General features: G+C 57.6%; 13 protein-coding genes. 5 read left to right on the top strand and 8 right to left on the bottom strand.

The window, feature by feature from the left end:
- Window positions 1-18 precede the first annotated feature (18 nt).
- Together ACQE3Z_RS11800 and gorA are read left to right on the top strand one after the other, a co-directional pair.
- Window positions 19-1,242 carry an RtcB family protein gene (locus ACQE3Z_RS11800; protein WP_250651433.1) on the top strand — a complete coding sequence of 408 codons (1,224 nt, stop codon included), beginning with the start codon at window positions 19-21 and terminating at the stop codon, window positions 1,240-1,242.
- Window positions 1,243-1,405: 163 nt separating this feature from the next.
- Window positions 1,406-2,758 carry a glutathione-disulfide reductase gene (gene gorA, locus ACQE3Z_RS11795; RefSeq protein WP_426973955.1) on the top strand — a complete coding sequence of 451 codons (1,353 nt, stop codon included), beginning with the start codon at window positions 1,406-1,408 and terminating at the stop codon, window positions 2,756-2,758.
- Window positions 2,759-2,836: 78 nt separating this feature from the next.
- Here the strand turns inward: gorA and ACQE3Z_RS11790 are convergent, their stop codons facing one another.
- Window positions 2,837-4,663, bottom strand: coding sequence for a glycoside hydrolase family 15 protein (locus ACQE3Z_RS11790; RefSeq protein ID WP_426973954.1), 1,827 nt, complete (start codon window positions 4,661-4,663; stop codon window positions 2,837-2,839).
- A 223-nt stretch (window positions 4,664-4,886) separates the two neighbouring features.
- Here ACQE3Z_RS11790 and adhP point away from each other — a divergent pair, with 223 nt between their 5' ends.
- Window positions 4,887-5,900: an alcohol dehydrogenase AdhP gene (adhP, locus tag ACQE3Z_RS11785; RefSeq protein WP_426973953.1), complete on the top strand. Its 1,014-nt coding sequence runs from the start codon at window positions 4,887-4,889 to the stop codon at window positions 5,898-5,900.
- 360 nt (window positions 5,901-6,260) lie between these two features.
- Here adhP and ACQE3Z_RS11780 read toward each other — a convergent pair whose 3' ends face one another.
- From ACQE3Z_RS11780 to kdpF, 7 genes are all read right to left on the bottom strand, one after another.
- Window positions 6,261-7,646: a cation:proton antiporter gene (locus ACQE3Z_RS11780; RefSeq protein ID WP_426973952.1), complete on the bottom strand. Its 1,386-nt coding sequence runs from the start codon at window positions 7,644-7,646 to the stop codon at window positions 6,261-6,263.
- 202 nt (window positions 7,647-7,848) lie between these two features.
- Complete coding sequence (locus ACQE3Z_RS11775) at window positions 7,849-8,352, bottom strand: TIGR00645 family protein (RefSeq protein ID WP_426973951.1); 504 nt, start codon at window positions 8,350-8,352, stop codon at window positions 7,849-7,851.
- A 150-nt stretch (window positions 8,353-8,502) separates the two neighbouring features.
- Window positions 8,503-11,181, bottom strand: coding sequence for a two-component system sensor histidine kinase KdpD (gene kdpD / locus ACQE3Z_RS11770; protein WP_426973950.1), 2,679 nt, complete (start codon window positions 11,179-11,181; stop codon window positions 8,503-8,505).
- A 78-nt stretch (window positions 11,182-11,259) separates the two neighbouring features.
- Window positions 11,260-11,838, bottom strand: a complete 579-nt coding sequence (gene kdpC, locus ACQE3Z_RS11765) for a potassium-transporting ATPase subunit KdpC (RefSeq protein ID WP_426973949.1) — start codon at window positions 11,836-11,838, stop codon at window positions 11,260-11,262.
- Window positions 11,839-11,848: 10 nt separating this feature from the next.
- Window positions 11,849-13,897 carry a potassium-transporting ATPase subunit KdpB gene (gene kdpB / locus ACQE3Z_RS11760; RefSeq protein ID WP_426973948.1) on the bottom strand — a complete coding sequence of 683 codons (2,049 nt, stop codon included), beginning with the start codon at window positions 13,895-13,897 and terminating at the stop codon, window positions 11,849-11,851.
- 15 nt (window positions 13,898-13,912) lie between these two features.
- Window positions 13,913-15,592, bottom strand: a complete 1,680-nt coding sequence (gene kdpA, locus ACQE3Z_RS11755) for a potassium-transporting ATPase subunit KdpA (protein WP_426973947.1) — start codon at window positions 15,590-15,592, stop codon at window positions 13,913-13,915.
- On the bottom strand, window positions 15,592-15,681 hold the full coding sequence (gene kdpF, locus ACQE3Z_RS11750) for a K(+)-transporting ATPase subunit F (RefSeq protein ID WP_426973946.1): 90 nt from the start codon (window positions 15,679-15,681) through the stop codon (window positions 15,592-15,594). The genes kdpA and kdpF overlap by 1 nt, the downstream gene beginning before the upstream one ends.
- A 326-nt stretch (window positions 15,682-16,007) precedes the next feature.
- Between kdpF and ACQE3Z_RS11745 the strand changes: the two genes are divergently transcribed.
- Both ACQE3Z_RS11745 and ACQE3Z_RS11740 read left to right on the top strand, forming a co-directional pair.
- On the top strand, window positions 16,008-17,108 hold the full coding sequence (locus tag ACQE3Z_RS11745) for an ABC transporter substrate-binding protein (protein WP_426973945.1): 1,101 nt from the start codon (window positions 16,008-16,010) through the stop codon (window positions 17,106-17,108).
- A complete protein-coding gene (locus ACQE3Z_RS11740; RefSeq protein WP_426973944.1) occupies window positions 17,101-19,188 on the top strand; it encodes a TonB-dependent siderophore receptor in 2,088 nt (695 codons plus the stop codon). The genes ACQE3Z_RS11745 and ACQE3Z_RS11740 overlap by 8 nt, the downstream gene beginning before the upstream one ends.
- The last annotated feature ends 54 nt before the right edge of the window (window positions 19,189-19,242 follow it).

Genomic DNA, 19,242 nt, shown 5'->3' with positions numbered 1-19,242 from the left:
GCCAGAAGGAAACGCACAATGAAATCGCAATATCAGGTGTTATCAGCGCCCAACAGCGCGCCGGTAAAAATGTGGACCAATGGCGTACCGGTAGAGCCGGAGGCGCGTAATCAGCTGCTGAATACGGCAAAAATGCCTTTCATCTTCAAACATCTGGCAGTGATGCCCGATGTCCATTTAGGCAAAGGTTCCACTATCGGCAGCGTTATTCCAACGCGTGGTGCCATTATTCCGGCGGCGGTCGGCGTTGACATCGGCTGCGGCATGATCGCGGTGCGTACTTCGCTGGCCGCTGGTGACCTGCCCGAAAATCTCTACGGCATCCGCAGCGCCATTGAGCGCGCGGTTCCACATGGCCGCACCAGCAACCGCTCCGGCAACGATAAAGGCGCCTGGAAACGCGCGCCGGATATTGTGGATCAACACTGGGCCACTTTACAGAAGGGATTCAGGCGCATTACCGATAAGTATCCGGCGCTGCTGAAAACCAATAATTACGCCCATCTTGGCACGCTCGGCACCGGCAACCATTTTATTGAACTCTGTCTGGACGAAGCGGACCGCGTGTGGGTCATGCTGCACAGCGGCTCACGTGGCGTAGGCAACGCCATCGGCACCCTGTTTATTCAACTGGCGCAGCAGGATATGCGTCAGCATATCGCTAACCTGCCGGATCGCGATCTCGCCTGGTTTGCTGAAGGCAACCCGCATTTCGACGATTATATCGAGGCGGTCGGCTGGGCACAGGACTACGCGCGTCATAACCGCGAGATAATGATGCAGCAGGTGCTGGCGGCCCTGTCACGGGAAATCACCAAACCCTTCAGCGCCACGGCGGAAGCGGTTAACTGCCACCATAACTATGTGCAGCGCGAAAAGCATTTTGGCGAACAGGTGCTGGTGACCCGCAAAGGCGCGGTATCGGCCCAACGCGGCGAGATGGGGATTATTCCCGGCTCGATGGGCGCGAAAAGCTTTATCGTGCGCGGGCTGGGCAATGAAGAGAGCTTTTGCTCATGCAGCCATGGCGCTGGGCGCACCATGAGCCGCACCGCCGCTAAAAAACGCTTTACCGTGGCCGACCAGCAGCGTGCCACCGCCCATGTGGAGTGCCGCAAAGACAGCGATGTGATTGATGAAATTCCCATGGCCTACAAGGATATCGATGCGGTGATGGCGGCGCAGTCTTCGCTGGTGGAAATCGTGCACACCCTGCGTCAGGTGGTCTGTGTTAAAGGGTAAAAAAACACGGCTATCAACACGCTCAGAGGATAACGCCGGCTAAAAGCGCCTGGCTGCACAAAAAGACGGCTCCTGTTGCAATCATAGGCGCAAACTTTGCGGGAAATCACCGAGTAACGGTACACTGACGCCAGTTTTCTTTTCTTACTTTGGAGTTCGCTCAATGACCCGACATTATGATTATCTTGCTATTGGCGGCGGCAGCGGCGGGATTGCATCCATTAACCGTGCGGCAATGTATGGGCAGAAATGCGCCCTGATCGAAGCCAAAGAGCTGGGTGGTACCTGCGTCAACGTAGGCTGCGTACCGAAAAAAGTGATGTGGCATGCGGCTCAGATTGCTGAAGCGATCCATAACTACGGCCCTGATTACGGTTTCGATACCACCGTGAATAACTTTAGCTGGCAGACGGTGGTAAAAAACCGTACGGCCTATATCGACCGCATTCATACCTCATACGAAACGGTGCTGGGCAAAAACAACGTAGACGTGATTAAAGGTTTCGCCCGTTTTGTTGATGCCCATACGGTAGAAGTGAATGGTGAGAAAATCACCGCCGACCATATCCTGATCGCCACCGGTGGACGTCCGGTTCAGCCGACGATCCCGGGCGCGGAATATGGCATTAACTCTGACGGCTTTTTTGAGCTGGATGAGATGCCGAAGCGCACCGCTGTGGTGGGTGCGGGCTATATCGCGGTTGAGATCGCGGGCGTGCTGAATGCGCTGGGCTCAGAAACCCACCTGTTCGTGCGTAAAGATGCGCCGCTGCGTCAATTCGATCCGCTACTCAGCGAAACGCTGGTTGAAGTGATGAACGCCGAAGGTCCCACGCTGCACACCCAGTCGGTGCCAAAAGCGGTAGTGAAAAACAGCGACGGCAGCCTGACGCTGCAGCTGGAAAACGGCCAGGAACAAACCGTTGATTGCCTGATTTGGGCCATTGGCCGCGAACCGGCGACCGATAATCTGAACCTGGCCGTGACCGGCGTCGCGCTGAATGAAAAAGGCTATATCCAGGTTGATAAATTCCAGAACACCAGCGTCTCCGGCATTTATGCCGTTGGCGATAACACCGGCGCGGTTGAGCTGACCCCGGTTGCGGTGGCTGCAGGCCGTCGCCTCTCCGAGCGTCTGTTTAACAACAAGCCTGATGAGCATCTGGATTACAGCAATATCCCAACCGTGGTATTCAGCCATCCGCCGATCGGCACCGTTGGCCTGAGCGAGCCGCAGGCACGCGAGCAGTATGGCGACGAGGCGGTAAAAGTCTATAAGTCATCCTTTACCGCGATGTACACCGCCGTTACGCAGCATCGCCAGCCGTGCCGTATGAAGCTGGTTTGCGTCGGCCCGGAAGAAAAAATCGTGGGTATTCACGGTATTGGCTTCGGCATGGATGAAATGCTGCAGGGCTTCGCGGTAGCGTTGAAAATGGGCGCCACCAAGAAAGACTTTGATAACACCGTTGCGATTCACCCCACCGCAGCGGAAGAGTTTGTCACCATGCGCTAAGCATCTTAACGGCTCACATAAGAGGGGAGCCGTTATTATTGATAAACCGCCTGCAACCAGGCGGTTATGCGCTTTTACTTACACGCGTTCTCCCGACTTATCCTCCGCAAGCGCCTTTGCGGCACACACCAGCGACAGATGACTCAGCCCCTGCGGCATATTGCCCAGCCAGCTTTTAGTGTGCGTATCGAACATCTCATTGAAAATCTCAATATTGCCGCGTTGACACAGCTGCTCAAGGATCTCATCCATAGTGCGCCGCGCCTCTTGCCGTTGACCCAGCTCCGCCAGCGCCTCTACCAGCCAGAAGGCGCAGGCGACGAAAGTGGCTTCCTCTTTTTCCACATCCGAATAGCGATAAAGCATCACGCCGCCGTGACCCAGCTCCTCGCGTATCTGCGTCAGGGTCGATAACATTCGCTGCGGATTGACTTTACTGCCGTAATAATGGGTCAGCGCAACGGCGGCATCCAGCCGCTCGCTCCCGGCATAGAAAGTGTAAGCCTGACGCTTTTCCGACCAGCAGTGCGTTTCGATCCAGTCGCGAATGCGGTCCCGTTCACGTTCCCAGCGCTGCAGCCAGGTCGGCTCAATATGATCATCCCGCGCCAGCTCTACCGCCTGATCGAGCGCCAGCCAGCAGGCCATTTTGGAATGCGTATAGTGCTGCTCTTCCGGCAGCTCCCAGATACCGGAATCCTTTTGCCGCCAGCCGTCGGCGCAGTGATTCGCCAGTTTGCCCAGCAAGCGTGAGGTAGAGAGATCCAGCACGTGCCCCGCCTGGATAAACAGCCGCGCGGTCGCCAGCATATCGCCATACATACTCAGTTGAACCTGATCGCGCGCGTTATTGCCTACCCGCACCGGCTGCGTTCCCTGATAGCCCTCCAGCGGCGGAATGCGTTCTTCCGGCACCTGCCCGCCTTCCAGCGTATAGCAGGCGCGCAGGCCGCCATCATGTCGCCGTATGGTGGCCGATAGCCAGGAAAAGGCCGCTTTACAATCTTCCAGCGAGCCAAGATAGACAAACGCCTTGATGATCAGACAGGCATCACGGATCCAGGCGTAGCGATAATCGTAATTTTTGTCGTTGCCGAGCTTTTCCGGCAGCGAGCTGGTGGCGGCAGCGGCCAGCGCACCGGTTGGCGAATACCAGAGAAATTTCAGCGCCAGCGCCGAGCGACGCACATGATTATCGTAAGGGCCATCCCAGCTCAGGCCGTCCGCCCAGTCGCGCCAGGCGATGTGGCTGGTCTCAATCCGTTCGTCGATTTTCTCCGGTGCCGGGATCGCCAGCGGTTCGCGTTCGGTGGTGACTAACGCCACCAGCGTGCGGGAATCAGGTGAGGCGGTAAAGGTGGCAGTAAAGCGCTCATCGCCGCATTCATTAATCTGTACATCATCCGTCAGGCGCAGCATCGCCATCAGTTCGCCAACGTGATAAACCGGATGACCGTTGATGCGCTTTTGCCAGGGCGAACAGGTCTCCGCGCGCGTGCCGGGCTGAAAAATTATCTGCATCTCAACGTTTCCGCTGATGCCTTCCACGCGACGCGCCAGCTCATTCCACGGCAGCCGTCCCGCCAGCGTACTGTTCAGTGATTCCGTTATCAGCACTTCGCCCGTTTTTGTCTGGTAGCGCGTCTCCAGCACATTGCTGTTTTCGCGATAGCTGCGCTGCATTTGCCATTCTCCCTTCGGCGCCACCTGGAAATAGCCGCCCGTCCCGGCGTCCAGAATGCGATCGAACAGCGGCGGCGAATCCATATTCGGCGCGCACCACCAGTCGATCGCTCCGTCAGGCGCAATCAATGCAACGGAACGTCCTTCGCCAATCGCGGCGTAGTCGCCCAGCCCGGCATAACCTTTTTGCCTGGCGGGAGAGTGATAAGTCATGTTTTTCACAGGCGATGTTTTCCTTTTCTGGATAGCGGTACAGGCTCGCATAAACGGTTTTAACATCGTTACGACACCAGTTCCGCGCTACGCTGGAAGGGTCTTTAAAGCGTAGTACACCAGTGATCGTTGTCACATCCTGCTCAAACGCATTGTTCCGTATAACTCTTACCAGGTAGCATAGGGCGACAGCAAGAAGGATTTATGTTCTCTCATTAATGGAGTATTCAGCATGAAAGCAGCCGTTGTAACTAAAGATCATCGCGTAGCCGTAGTCGAGAAAACGCTGCGCGCGCTGGAACATGGCGAAGCTCGTCTGAAAATGGAATGCTGTGGCGTTTGCCATACCGATTTGCATGTAAAGAATGGAGATTTCGGCGATACCACTGGCATCACGCTGGGCCATGAAGGGATTGGGATCGTAGAAGAGGTCGGGCCGGGCGTAACCTCGCTCAAACCCGGCGACCGCGCCAGCGTTGCCTGGTTTTATCAGGGCTGCGGTCACTGTGAATATTGCAACAGCGGTAATGAGACGCTCTGCCGCGAAGTTAAAAATGCGGGCTATAGCGTCGATGGCGGCATGGCGGAAGAGTGCATTGTGGTGGCCGATTACGCGGTTAAGGTGCCAGATGGCCTCGATCCTGCCGCAGCCAGCAGCGTGACCTGTGCAGGCGTCACCACCTATAAAGCGGTGAAAGTTTCCGGTATCCGTCCGGGCAAATGGATTGTGATTTACGGCCTGGGTGGCCTGGGTAACCTGGCGCTGCAGTACGCGAAAAATGTCTTCAATGCCAAAGTGATCGCGGTGGATATCAATGACGAACAGCTCGCCTTCGCCAGTGAGATGGGCGCGGACATGGTAATTAACTCACGTACTGAAGATGCGGCGAAAGTGATTCAGGAACGCGTGGGTGGCGCACATGCGGCAGTGGTGACCGCCGTGGCGAAATCCGCCTTTAACTCAGCGGTAGATGCCATGCGTGCCGGTGGCCGCATTGTCGCCGTTGGCCTGCCGCCGGAATCGATGAGCCTGAATATACCGCGTCTGGTGCTAGATGGTATTGAGGTTGTTGGCTCGCTGGTGGGCACCCGCGAAGATCTGGCCGAGGCCTTTCAGTTTGCTGCCGAAGGCAAGGTGGTGCCGAAAGTGCAGCGCCGCGCTATTGAGGAAATCAACGAGATCCTGCATGAGATGGAGGAAGGTAAAATCCGTGGCCGCATGGTAATCGATTTTACTCGCTCATAACCCTCTGGTCCGGCGCGCCTGTTGCGCCGGGCCCTTTAAATCATTTCTGTTACCAGCGATCGACGACGATGCCGGTAACACTGCCGTTGCGACTCTAGCCAGTCGGTCTTGATTGAAAACACGCTGGCACCGGCTGCCAGAAGAAAACGCCAACGGCTTATCAGGCTTTAATTCCGTTAATTTCCAACGTCAAGCCCACAGAAGACAAGGCAACGGGCAACCCGCTCCGTTATAAAAACAGAGCGTAAGTAAACGTCGGGATGTACCCTTAAAGACCGACGCCGAACAGCGTCGCGAACCGGGGTTTAGCGCAAAAAATGTGATCGCCGTCAGCCTTATTTAACCTGATCCGGTGGTTTTTTACTCTCGCCGCGTCTGCTCTTCCTGCTGTTTCTGCTCTTCCGCTTTGCGACGCGCCTGCTGCCAGGCCTGCCGACGATTAAGCAGCGGCGTGACCGTAACACCATGGATCACTACGCTGGCGGCAACCAGCGTTAAGGCCATATCAACCATCGCGTCGGCCTGCGGGCCGGACATGCCATGCACCCAGGCGTAAGCGATATAGTTAATACTGCCGATGCCGCGAATACCCAGCCAGCCAATCAGTATGCGCCGTCCAACAGGTATTCCGGTGCCGATAGTGGCGATCCATACCGCCAGCGGGCGGATAAACAGAAACAGAATAGCCGCCAGCAGCAGGCCAGTACTGTTCCAGTGCAGCGCCAGCGTAACGCCCAGCACCACCACCATCAGCGCCGCCAGCAAGCGTTCGACCGTGTCGCCAAACGATAGCGCATCCCCCACGACCAGCCCTACCGTATGCGCCGGCGTATAATCCTGCTGCTGCACATGACGCTGGTTGGGATTCACCAGCAGTTCGGCGGGTGGGATACGTTCGTTTTCCGGTTGCTGCTCAGGCGGGAAAGTTCGCATGACGTGGATCTCAGCGCGGCGTAACCCTACGCCCGCCGCAAAGGCCGCCAGGAAGCCGGAGGCTTCAACATACTGCGCCGCCGCATAGGTAATGGCGATCAGCGCCAGCGTCAGAAAATCGTTCGGTGCGGTATCGCTGTTCACGGTTCGCAGCCGGGTCGCCACAATGCCAACGATGCGACCAAAGCTGTAGCCAATCAGCGTGCCCATCCCAATCGCCCACAGCACATCTTTGGCCAGCCAGTGACCAAAGAAACCGGCTGAAAGCGGCTCGGTGTTATGAAACAGCAGTAGCGCCAGCATCAGCAGCGGCAGCGCCGAGCCGTCGTTTAATCCCGCCTCGCTGGAGAGCGCGACACGCAACTCATCCTCATCACCCGCGTGGTTAACGGAGATCAGGCTGGCCAGCACCGGATCCGTTGGCGCGACAATAGCCGCAAACGCCAGCGACAGCGGCCAGGAGAAGCCGGCAATCAGATGAATGACCACCATCATTCCCAGTACCGTCAATAACATGGCGGGAAACGCCAGAAGCAATCCATCACGCCAGTTGGCGAGCCGCTGCGGCAGACGCAGCTTCAAACCGGTAATAAACAGCGAGGCGGCCATGGTGATTTCAGTGATATGCGTGGTTAGCTCAGGATGGCTTAACAGATCGAGCGAGACAAAGTTGAGTACCCAGGGACCAAACAGAATGCCGATCAGCAGAAACAGGCCGAAAGAGGTCACCGGGCCACGGTGGATCCAGCCCGATGCCAGAGACATAATTAAGAGCAACCCGCCGCTGGTAGCGGTCCAGGCAAGGAAATCCATATTACTCCTGTGATAGTGACTAATGAGTAGATTAAGCCTGGCATATATCGTTGGTTGACGCGGGGAAATGCTTTACGGTGAGTAACAACAAGGTCGGATGCGTTGGTGCGCTATTTCATGTGCAGGGGCGATCAAGAAAAAGCCATGCCGGGCGGCATGGCTTCGGTACAGCGATCAACAGCGGCGGCAAAGGTGCGGCTAATCAGTGGCCTTTCTTATCCTGACGCGTGATGTAATCGAGCCAGCCCATAAGAAAAGCTGAAAAAACAAAGGTCAGATGAATAATGACGTACCACATGAGCTTATCGTTAGCGACATGTCGCGCCTCCATAAACACCCGCAGTAGGTGAATGGAAGAGATCGCCACGATGGATGCCGCCACTTTGTTTTTCAGCGAACCGGAATCCATTTTCCCCAGCCAGCTCAGTTTCTCTTTATGCTCGTCAATATCGAGCTTAGACACAAAGTTTTCATAACCGGAAAGCATCACCATCACCAGTAATCCGCCGACCAGCGTCATATCCACCAGCGACAGCAGCAGCAGAATCAGATCGTTCTCTGCAATATCCAGAATATTGGGCAGCAGATGGATAATTTCCTGAAAAAACTTAATTGTCAGCGCCAGCAGCCCCAGCGATAAACCAATATAAACGGGTGCCAGCAGCCAGCGCGATGCGTACATCAGGTTTTCGGTGAAACGTTCCATACAGTCCAGTCAATTGATTAACAAGATGCTCAGTATATACCCGACATCCTTCACGTTGCATATAACGTTGGCTTTGTTTGCCTGCTTCAGTCACTGACTCGTGTAAGCTCCTGGCGGGATTTATAAGGATATCTCCAGGGCTTTATGACGTTATTGCAGCGCTTCATGTTCACTTTCCGGCAGCGGGGGCGGAATGGTCTGCGGCAGGTTGATCAAAAAACTCACGCCACCCTGCGCGCGTGCCCGGGCGCTGATTTCTCCCTGATGCATTTCAATAATTGCTTTACAGATGGCCAGACCCAGCCCAACTCCCGGTACGGCGGACTCCTTATCGCCACGCGTGAATTTATCGAAAATCTTCTCCTCCAGCCCGGCGGGAATGCCCGGCCCGCTATCCCACACCTCAATTTCCAGCCGTCCGCTCTGCTCGGCGGCGCGAATACCACGCGGCATTTGCGGCCCGGCATATTTCACGCTGTTTTCCAGCAGATTGATAAATACCCGCTCCAGCAGCGTGCTGTCGCCATGCAGCCATACCAGCCGATCCGGCAGCGCCAGCTGCACGTTATCGTGCGGCAACAGGCTTGAGAGCTGGGTCAGGGCGCTGCCGACGATCTCTTCCAGCGACAGCCACTCCTGTTGCAGATTCAGCCCGCCCGACTGAATGCGCGCCATATCCAGCATATTGCTGACCAGCCGGATAGTGCTGAGGGTCTGTTCACGGATCTGACTGGCCTGCGGCGCAAATCTGGAATTTTCTCCGGCAAGATCAAGCATCAGCATCTCCGCCTGGCCAAACAGCACGGTAAGCGGCGTGCGCAGATCGTGCGACAGCGCCGACAGCAGCGCGTTTCTCAGCTGTTCCCGCTCGGCCGCCAGCCGCGAAGCCGCTTCGCTGCGCGCCAGAGCGACACGTTCCAGCGCATTGGCCAGCAGCACGCAGTAGGTTTCCAGTAGCCGCTGCTGTTCCGGGATCATTAGCTGACGCAGATTCTCCGGCTCAATCACCAGCAGCCCCCAGCTTTTTTCATGCGTTTTCAGCGCCAGCATTTGCCAGGGCATGGCGGGCAGCGTGTCGGTTCCTGCGCCAGCAGGCTGCCCTTTGCTGAAGCTCCAGCGGGCAATCGCCCCGTCGGGCGGCAGCGTCAGACTGCTGTCGCCGACAATCTTCAACTCGCCGTTCTCATCCGGCAACAGCAGCGCGCTGCGCGCCTGCAGGGTAGCCAGCAGACTACGCTGCCCCGCTGCGGCGATATCCTCATAGCGCAACGCACTACTGAGCGAGCGAGCCATTTCGTACAGATAGCGCGCCCGCTGTTCACGATAGCGTGCCACGCGTGCCTGGTAGCGCACCCCGGCCGTGAGGTTGCCGACAATCACGCCCACCGCCAGCATCACCGCAAAGGTGACCAGATACTGTAAATCGGAAACCGCCACCGTCCCGGTAGGCGCAACAAAAAAGAGATCGAAGGCGAGAATATTCATCACCGTCGCCGCTACCGACGGCCAGCGTCCATAGCGTAAGGCGATAATCACCACGCCCAGCAGATAGATCATTACCCCGTTGGCGGTATCAAAACCGGTCAGCCAGTATTGTCCGACCAGGGTGATCAGCGCGCACAGCAGCAGCGCCGCCAGGGTACCGCGCAGTTGGGTGACCCACTTTTCACTAAACGTGCGTGTATCATTGCGTGCCTCAGGCGCGTCGCGCGCCGCCTCTTCCAGCGCCACCACCACCAGATCCAGCTCCGGTCCTGACTGCCCCAAACGGTCGGCAAAGCTATCGCGTCGCCAGCGCCGCATGGGCCGTCGGCCAATAACGATTTTGCCAAGATTGTGCGCTCGTGCGTAACGCAGCACTGCCTGCGCTTCGTCGCTTTCCGCCAGCGTGGCGGTTTCTGCGCCCAGCTCCTGCGCCAGCCGCAGCGTGCGTAGAATAGCGCGCCGCCGCGCTTCAGGAAGCCGGTAAAGTCGGGGCGTTTCAACATAGACCGCATGCCAGACGCTGCCCAGACGCGACGCCAGCCGGGCAGCGGTACGCACCAGCTTCTCGCTACCGGTATGATCGCCGATGCAGAGCAGAATGGCATCACGGGTGTGCCACACCTTTTCCCGCCCCTGCATATCACGCCAGGCGCGCATCTGATCGTCAACCCGATCGGCAGTGCGCCGCAGTGCCAGTTCGCGCAGGGCAAACAGGTTTCCTTTGCGGAAAAAGTTCTCAATCGCCCGCTCCGCCCGATCGCCAACGTAAACCTTGCCCTCTTTCAGGCGCTGGCGCAGATCGTCCGGCGGCAGATCCACCAGCACCACCTCATCCGCCTTATCAAAAAAGGGATCGGGCACCGTCTCGCGGACCTGGATGCCGGTGATGCCGCCGACCACATCGTTCAGGCTTTCCAGATGCTGAACGTTTACCGTGGTCATGACATCAATGCCCGCCTCCAGCAGTTCATCAATGTCCTGCCAGCGCTTCGGATGGCGCGAGCCTGCCACGTTGCTGTGCGCCAGCTCATCCATCAGAATCACCGCCGGACACCGCGCCAGCGCCGCATCCAGATCGAACTCCTCATAGCGCGAACGTCCGGTTGCCCGACGCGGCAGTAACGTCAGCCCTGCCAGCAGACGTGCGGTTTCCTCACGACCGTGAGTTTCCACAATCCCGACCAGCACATCCAGCCCCTGAGCACGCAGCCGTCGCGCCTCCTGCAGCATGGCAAAGGTTTTGCCAACGCCTGCGCAGGCGCCAAAGTAAATTTTGAGCTTGCCGCGATGGCTGCCGTGTAACAACAGCGCGTCAGGATCGGGGCGGGCTAACTCACCGTTCATCAGCATCCCTGAAAAGATAAAAAGAGAAGGTTAATTACCGCCAGCCTGTGCCGGAGCGGTAAAGAAAGCCAGGATCGGCTAGCGTGCGGGAGCCAGCGCATCCAGAGCCATATTTAGTTTCACCACATTCACCCCGGATTCGCCAGAGAATTTCAGCAACGGGCGTTCGGTATTGTCATCAATCAGCCGCTGCACGGTGCTGAGCGGCAGCTGACGCGCTGTCGCCACGCGCGTCGCCTGCCATCTGGCCGCCGCTGGTGAAATGTGCGGATCCAGCCCGCTGGCGGAAGCGGTGACTAAATCAACAGGCACTGACCGGCTGGCCTGTGGATTTGCGGCGCGCAGCATCGCCACCCGTTCGCGAACCGCCTGGTCCAGCGCTGGGTTATTTGCCGCCAGGTTACTGCCCGACGAAGCCGCGCCGTTATAGGGCGTTTCCGCCGTGGCCGATGGCCGTCCCCAAAAATAGTCGGGGCGGGTAAAGGCCTGGCCAATCAGCGCCGAGCCGCGCACGCGCTCTTCTGCCGACAGCAGCGAGCCGTTGGCCTGCAGCGGAAACAGCCGCTGCGCCAGCTGTGTGACGACCAGCGGGTAAATGCCCCCCGTTAACAGCGCCAGCAGAACGAACAGCGTCAGAGCGGGACGTAAAATAGACATATTTTTCTCCTCAGGCCCAGCCCAGCAGGGTGAGCGCCATATCAATCAGCTTAATCCCGGCGAAAGGCACCAGCAGACCGCCCACGCCATACAGCCACAGGTTGCGACGCAATAACGCCGCCGCGCTTAGCGGTCGATAGCTAACGCCCTTCAGCGCCAGCGGGATCAGAAAAACAATCACCAGCGCATTGAAAATCACCGCCGACAGAATGGCGGAGTTGGGTGAGTGAAGATGCATCACATTAAGCTGGTTGAGCTGCGGATAAGTTGCGGCGAAAGCGGCCGGAATGATGGCGAAATATTTTGCTACGTCATTGGCAATACTAAACGTGGTCAGCGAACCGCGCGTCATCAGCATCTGCTTGCCGATATGCACGACCTCCAGCAGCTTGGTAGGGTTAGAGTCGAGATCGACCATATTGCCCGCCTCTTTTGCCGCCTGAGTGCCAGAGTTCATCGCCACCGCCACGTCTGCCTGCGCCAGCGCTGGCGCATCATTGGTGCCGTCGCCGGTCATCGCTACCAGACGCCCTTCCGCCTGATACTGACGAATCAGTGCCAGCTTGGCTTCCGGCGTCGCTTCCGACAGGAAATCATCCACGCCCGCTTCTGCGGCAATCGCCGCCGCCGTCAGCGGGTTATCTCCGGTGATCATCACGGTTTTAATGCCCATTTTGCGCAGTTCGGCAAAGCGCTCGCGGATACCGCCTTTAACGATATCCTTCAGCGCCACCACGCCCATGACCCGCTCGTTGTCCGCTACCACCAGCGGTGTGCCGCCGGTACGGGCGACCTCTTCAACCAGCGCCTCGACCTGCGACGGGAAGAGACCATGATTGGCGGCGATATGTTTGCGCACCGCATCCACTGCGCCCTTGCGAATGCTACGTCCCTGCACGTTAACGCCGCTCATGCGCGTTTGCGCCGAGAACGGAATAAAAGTGGCGTCCATGTTTTGCAGATCGCGCTCGCGCAGATTAAATTTCTGCTTCGCCAGCACCACAATGCTGCGCCCTTCCGGCGTTTCATCCGCCAGCGAAGCCAGCTGCGCTGCATCCGCCAGTTGCTGTTCGCTGACGCCCGGCGCAGGCATAAAATGCGTCGCCTGACGATTACCCAACGTAATGGTGCCGGTTTTATCCAGCAGCAGCACATCCACATCGCCTGCCGCCTCTACCGCACGCCCGCTGGTGGCAATCACGTTAGCGCCCAGCATGCGGCTCATGCCCGCCACGCCAATCGCGGAGAGCAGGCCGCCGATGGTGGTCGGGATCAGGCATACCAACAGCGCCACCAGCACCGTAACGCTGACGGCATGACCGCCCCACGCAGAGAACGGCCACAGCGTGACGGTTGCCAGCAAGAACACGATGGTCAGCGAGATCAGCAGAATGCTTAAGGCAATTTCATTTGGCGTTTTCCGCCGTTTCGCCCCTTCCACCATCGCAATCATGCGATCAAGAAACGTTTCTCCTGGATTCACGCTGCACTGGATCACCAGCCAGTCAGAAAGAATACGCGTGCCGCCGGTGACCGAAGCGAAATCGCCGCCCGACTCGCGAATTACCGGAGCGGACTCGCCGGTGATCGCGCTCTCATCCACCGAGGCGCCGCCCTCCACCACTTCGCCGTCGCACGGCAGGATATCGCCCGCCTCCACCAGCACCCAATCACCCTTGCGCAGGGTTTCTGCCGCGACCTGCCGCCAGGGTTCATCGTGACGTGGCGTCCTGAGCTTTTTGGCAAAGCTGGTTTTTTTTACGCCTTTAAGGCTGCTGGCCTGTGCCTTACTACGCCCTTCCGCCAGCGCTTCGGCAAAGTTAGCGAACAGCACGGTAAACCACAGCCACAGCGCAATCGCGCCGGTAAAGCTCGCCTCACCGGCCAGCAGCCTTGCCGCCATCGCCGCCGCCAGCAGGGTGGTCAGCAGGCTGCCAAGATAAACCAGAAACATCACCGGATTACGAAACTGCACGCGCGGATGCAGTTTTTTGCACGCGTCGACGATAGCGACGCGCATTAGCGCCGCATCAAACAGCGCCTGTTGTTGACGACTCATCAGCTTCTCCGCCCGTTAACGCAAAACAGGATGTAAATGCTCTGCCACCGGCCCTAACGCCAGCGCAGGAATAAAGGTCAGTGCCCCCACCAGCAGCACGGTGCCCGTCAGCAGGCAGACAAACAACGGGCCGTGGGTTGGCAGTGTGCCGCTGCTGACCGGCTGGATCTTTTTCGCCGCCAGCGAACCGGCAATCGCCATCACCGGAATGATGATGCCGAAGCGGCCCACCAGCATGCAGAACGCCAGCAACAGGTTCCAGAACGGGGTGTTGGCGCTGAGGCCGGCAAAGGCGCTGCCGTTGTTGTTGGCCGCCGACGAGACGGCGTACAACACTTCGCTAAAGCCGTGGGTGCCGGGGTTCGCCATGCCTGCGCGTCCAGCTTCGCTCATCATCGCCAGCGCGGTGCCGAGCAGCACCAGCGTCGGCGTGACCAGAATTGCCAGCGCGGTCAGTTTCATTTCACGGACGTCGATCTTTTTACCGAGGTACTCCGGGGTGCGGCCTATCATCAGGCCAGCGATAAACACCGCCAACACCACGAACAACAGCATGCCGTACAGCCCTGCGCCGACGCCGCCGAACACCACTTCGCCCAGTTGCATCAGCCACATCGGGATCATGCCGCCCAGCGCGGTAAAGGAGTCATGCATGGCGTTTACTGCGCCGCATGAGGCAGCGGTGGTGATCACTGCAAACAGGCTGGAATTAAGAATGCCAAAGCGTGTCTCTTTGCCTTCCATATTGATGGCGCTGTCTGCGCCCAGCGTCAGAAAGTGCGGATTGCCGCGCAGCTCAGCCCACATCACCACCGCAACCGCTGTGATAAACATCAGGCTCATGCTCCAGAGCAGCGCATGGCCCTGTCGGCGATCGCCTGCCACTTCGCCAAAGGTGAAACAGAGCGCGGCCGGGATCAGAAAGATCGCCAGCATTTCAATCAGGTTGCTGATCGCGTTGGGGTTTTCAAACGGATGAGCCGAGTTAACGTTAAAGAAGCCGCCGCCGTTGGTGCCGAGCATTTTAATCGCTTCCTGTGAGGCGACTGGCCCAAGCGCCAGCGTCTGTTTTGCGCCTTCCAGGGTTTGTAAGTCCACGCTGGCGTTCCATGTTTGCACCACGCCCTGGCTCACCAGCAGCAGCGCGATAATCAGGCTCAACGGCAGCAGCACAAACAGCGTAATGCGTGTCAAATCACGCCAGGCATTGCCCAGCGTAGTCAGGGATTTACTGGTGAAACCACGTATCAGAGCAAACGCCACGGCAATACCGGTAGCCGCTGACAGGAAGTTTTGTACCGTCAGGCCGACCATCTGGCTAAGGATGCTCATAGTGGTTTCACCGCCATAGGATTGCCAGTTGGTATTAGTGACAAAACTCACGGCAGTGTTCAACGCCAGGTGCCAGCTCAGATTGGGCAACTGCTGCGGATTAAGCGGCAGCGCCTGCTGGGTCAGCAAAATAACCAACAGAAATACCAGCCCTGCGGCGTTAAACAGCAATATCGCCAGCAGATAATGCAGCCAGCCCATGCTTTTTTTATCGATACCGCAAAGCCACCCTATTCTGTTTTCCAGCGCTGGCAGCACCGGCCTGTCACGCACCATACCCGCTATCACCTTGCCCAGCGGATTTGCCAGCAGCATCAAAACTGCCAGATAGCTGGCTAACAGTAAAAATGCGGAAGCTATCATTAAAACGCCTCCGCATTCACCAGGGCATAAACCAGATACCCCAGCAGTAAAAACAGCAGCACAATACCAGCCACAATTTCTGTACTCACAGCCACCTCCACGGCGCATTTCAGTTAGCCGCAAGGATAAAAAAGTGCGTATAAAATTGGCGTTAAATTACCGGGCCGGGGTGTAAAAAAAGTATAAAAATGGAGGGAGGGCTGATTGTAAAAACATCAATCTCTATTGCTCAGCTATAAAGCAGCGGCCCGCTTCGGCGGATTCGGCAAACGATCTTCCCGGCGTTATTCTTTCCGGCTTACGCCTTGTGGTTAAGACTGGCTGACAGGCAATACACAGACCACCGCAGCGGCAGTTGTTGAGATAGTAACTGATTTTTATTATCATTTGGTTTTCCATCTCTCTAGCCTGACCCATGCGCAAACTTCTTTTTCTGCTGTTACTGCTCAGCCACTCTCTTCTTGCGCGGCAAATCATTGATATTACTGGCACAACCGTTACCGTTCCCGATCGGCCTCAGCGCATTTTTCTGGGGGAAAGCCGGATGCTCTATACGCTCGCCCTGCTGCAACCCGGCTATCCGGCGGCACATATCGCGGGCTGGCCTGGCGATCTGGCAAAATATGATGCGCAAAGCTGGCAGCAGTATCTGCAACGCTTTCCCCAAATGGCGCAGATCCCTCAGTTGGGAACAGGCAGCGTTCGCGAACTGAACGCTGAACGGGTTTTACAACTGCATCCCGATCTGGTGATCCTGCCACGGCTGGCGAAAACCGGCGGCGAAGAGGCGCGTTTTCGCCAGGTTATGCAGCAGGCGGGTGTGCCGGTTATTACCGTGGATTTACGTGTCGACTTGCTGCATAACACGCTTCCCAGTATCAAAATTCTGGGCGACGTGCTGAACCAGCCGCAGCGCGCGCAGGCGTTTAGTGCGTTTTATCAATCCCATATGCAACGCATTCAGCAGCGCCTGGCGAACCGACAAGGCCCACGCACCACGGTAATATTACATCTGCATCTGGGGCGCCGCGATACCTGCTGCACCACAGCGGTTAAGGGTAACCTCGGCCAGCTGGTGAGCTTTGCAGGCGGTGAAAATATCGCGGCCGGTACGGTAAAAGGGGTATTCGGTGAGCTAAATCCAGAGCAGGTGCTTGCCGCCCAGCCGCAGGTCTATATCGCCACCGGAATGGCCCGCGCCGACAGCGATGCCAAAACCGTTGCGCTGGGGCCGCAGGTTAATGCGCAGCAGGCCAGACAAAGCTTCCAACAGGTAATGGCTGCCCAGCCGCTGATCGGACAGCTGGCGGCGGTGCGCAACGGACGTGCGGGTGCATTGTGGCACAACTTCTATCTCAGCCCATATCACGTCGTTGCTACCGAATGGATCGCTAAAATGCTCTATCCGCAGCTGTTTGCCGATGTCGATCCGCAGCAAACCATGCAACAACTTTACCAGCAGTTTTTACCGCTGGATTTTTCAGGGACCTTCTGGAGTCAATTATCAAATGAATAAAATCGCCCCGTGCCTGCTGGCCAGCCTGCTGCTGCCGCCAGCGTTGCAGGCCGAGGAAAATACGTTGGTTGTCACGCAGGAAACCGCTGATGACACGGGCTATCAGCCACACAGCAGCGTGACTGCCACGCGCTCGCCAATGAAAATCATTGATACGCCGCAGAATGTGACGGTGGTGCCGCAGCAGTTTCTCGACGATCGCGATGCGCAGGATGTGGATGAGGCGCTGAGCTATGTCAGTGGTATTACTCAGTCCAACACGCTGGGCGGCACGCAGGACGCCATTATTAAACGCGGCTTTGGCGATAACCGTGACGGCTCCATTCTGCGCGATGGCGTGCGTTCGGTTCAGGCTCGCAACTTTACACCCACCAGCGAGCGCGTAGAGGTGCTAAAAGGGCCCTCCTCCATGCTGTACGGCATGAACGAGCCGGGCGGCCTGATTAATGTCATCAGTAAAAAGCCGCAGCTGACGCCGCAGGTGCATCTGGAAGGACGCAGCAGCAGCTTTGGCGGCGGCGGCGGTCAGCTGGATGTCACCGGCCCGCTTGGCACCACAGGCTTTGCCGGACGCATGATTATCGATCATAGTGAAACCGACTACTGGCGCAACTTTGGCCGCAACCGTCAAACGGTGATTGCGCCCTCGCTGATGTGGTACGGCGAAAACACCACCGTACGCGTCTCCTGGGAGCACATGGAGTATCTGACGCCGTTCGATCGCGGCACGGTAATTGACTCCCGCACCGGCAAGCCGGTGGATACCCCGCGTGAGCGCCGATTCGATGAAGGCTACAACGCCACGCGTGGCGATCAGGACACGCTCAGTTTCCAGCTTGACCAGACGCTGAACGATCGCTGGCGTTCACAGTTAACCTATAGCTTTAGCCGCAACCGCTACAGCGATAACCAGGCGCGCGCCACCGCCTTTGATGCAGAAACCGGCATTCTGACACGTCAGGCGGACGCCACTGCCGCCGCAGAAAGTCGTTCGCAGATGGTGCAACTGACGTTTAACGGCGACGTTGACTGGGGCCAGGTCAATCATCAGTTGATGTTCGGCTTTGATTACGAAGCGGATCGCACCTTCCGTGGCGATATGATCCGCGGCACAAAAGATAGCTCGTTTAATGTTTACGATCCGGTTTATGGCGTTCTGCCTGCCTCAACAACAGTCAGCGCTAAAGACAGCGACCAGCGGGAAAACGTCGATAGCCGCGGCTGGTTTATGCAGGATGCGATGCGCCTGAATGAGCACTGGCTGCTGCTGGGCGGGCTGCGCTATGACAGCTTCGACGTGATGTCGGGCAAAGGCCGCCCGTTTGTCACCAATACCGACGCTTCCGATAGCCGTCTGGTGCCGCGCGCCGGGGTGGTTTACAACATCAATAGCTGGTCGAGCCTGTATGCCAGCTATACCGAATCCTTTAAGCCGAATACCTCTATCTCCACTCAAATCGGCGCGCTGCCGCCGGAGCTGGGCAAAGCGTATGAAGTGGGCGCGAAGATCGATCTTGCGGGTCGGGTAACCGGTACGCTGGCATTGTTCGATATTCACAAGCGCAACGTGATGGTCAGCGAACTGGTGGATGGCGAAACCGTTACCCGCACGGCAGGTAAGGTGCGTTCACAGGGTGTGGAGCTGGATGTCGCGGGCAAGTTGACCAACAGCCTGAGCCTGGTCGGCAGCTATGCCTGGACCGACGCGCGCGTCACGTCCGATCCGGATAATAACGGCAACGAACTCGCTAACGTCGCGCGCAATACCGCCGCACTGTTTCTCACCAACGATTTCGGTTCCACCGGACTGCTGCCGGCAGACGACCTGCGTGCCGGGATTGGCGCACGTTACACAGGACGTCGTGCCGGTGATGCCGCCAACAGTTTTTATCTGGATGATTACATCGTCGCCGATGCCTTTGTTGCATGGAGTACGCCAGTGGATAGTTATCGGGTGAAATGGCAGGTCAACGTGAAAAACCTGTTCGATACCACCTGGTACTCCTCCAGCGGCAATAACCTGCGCGTGGCGGTAGGCGACCCCCGTGAAATTGTGCTCAAGGCCAGCGTTGATTTCTGATTTCTGTTAGCGGGCGCCGCGTTGCGCCCGTTTTTTTGCCGTTTCGCTGTCTGA

The organism is Pantoea sp. FN0307, assembly GCF_050113815.1.
GTDB lineage: Bacteria > Pseudomonadota > Gammaproteobacteria > Enterobacterales > Enterobacteriaceae > Mixta > Mixta alhagi.
This window is presented reverse-complemented; position numbering and strand designations above follow the sequence as displayed.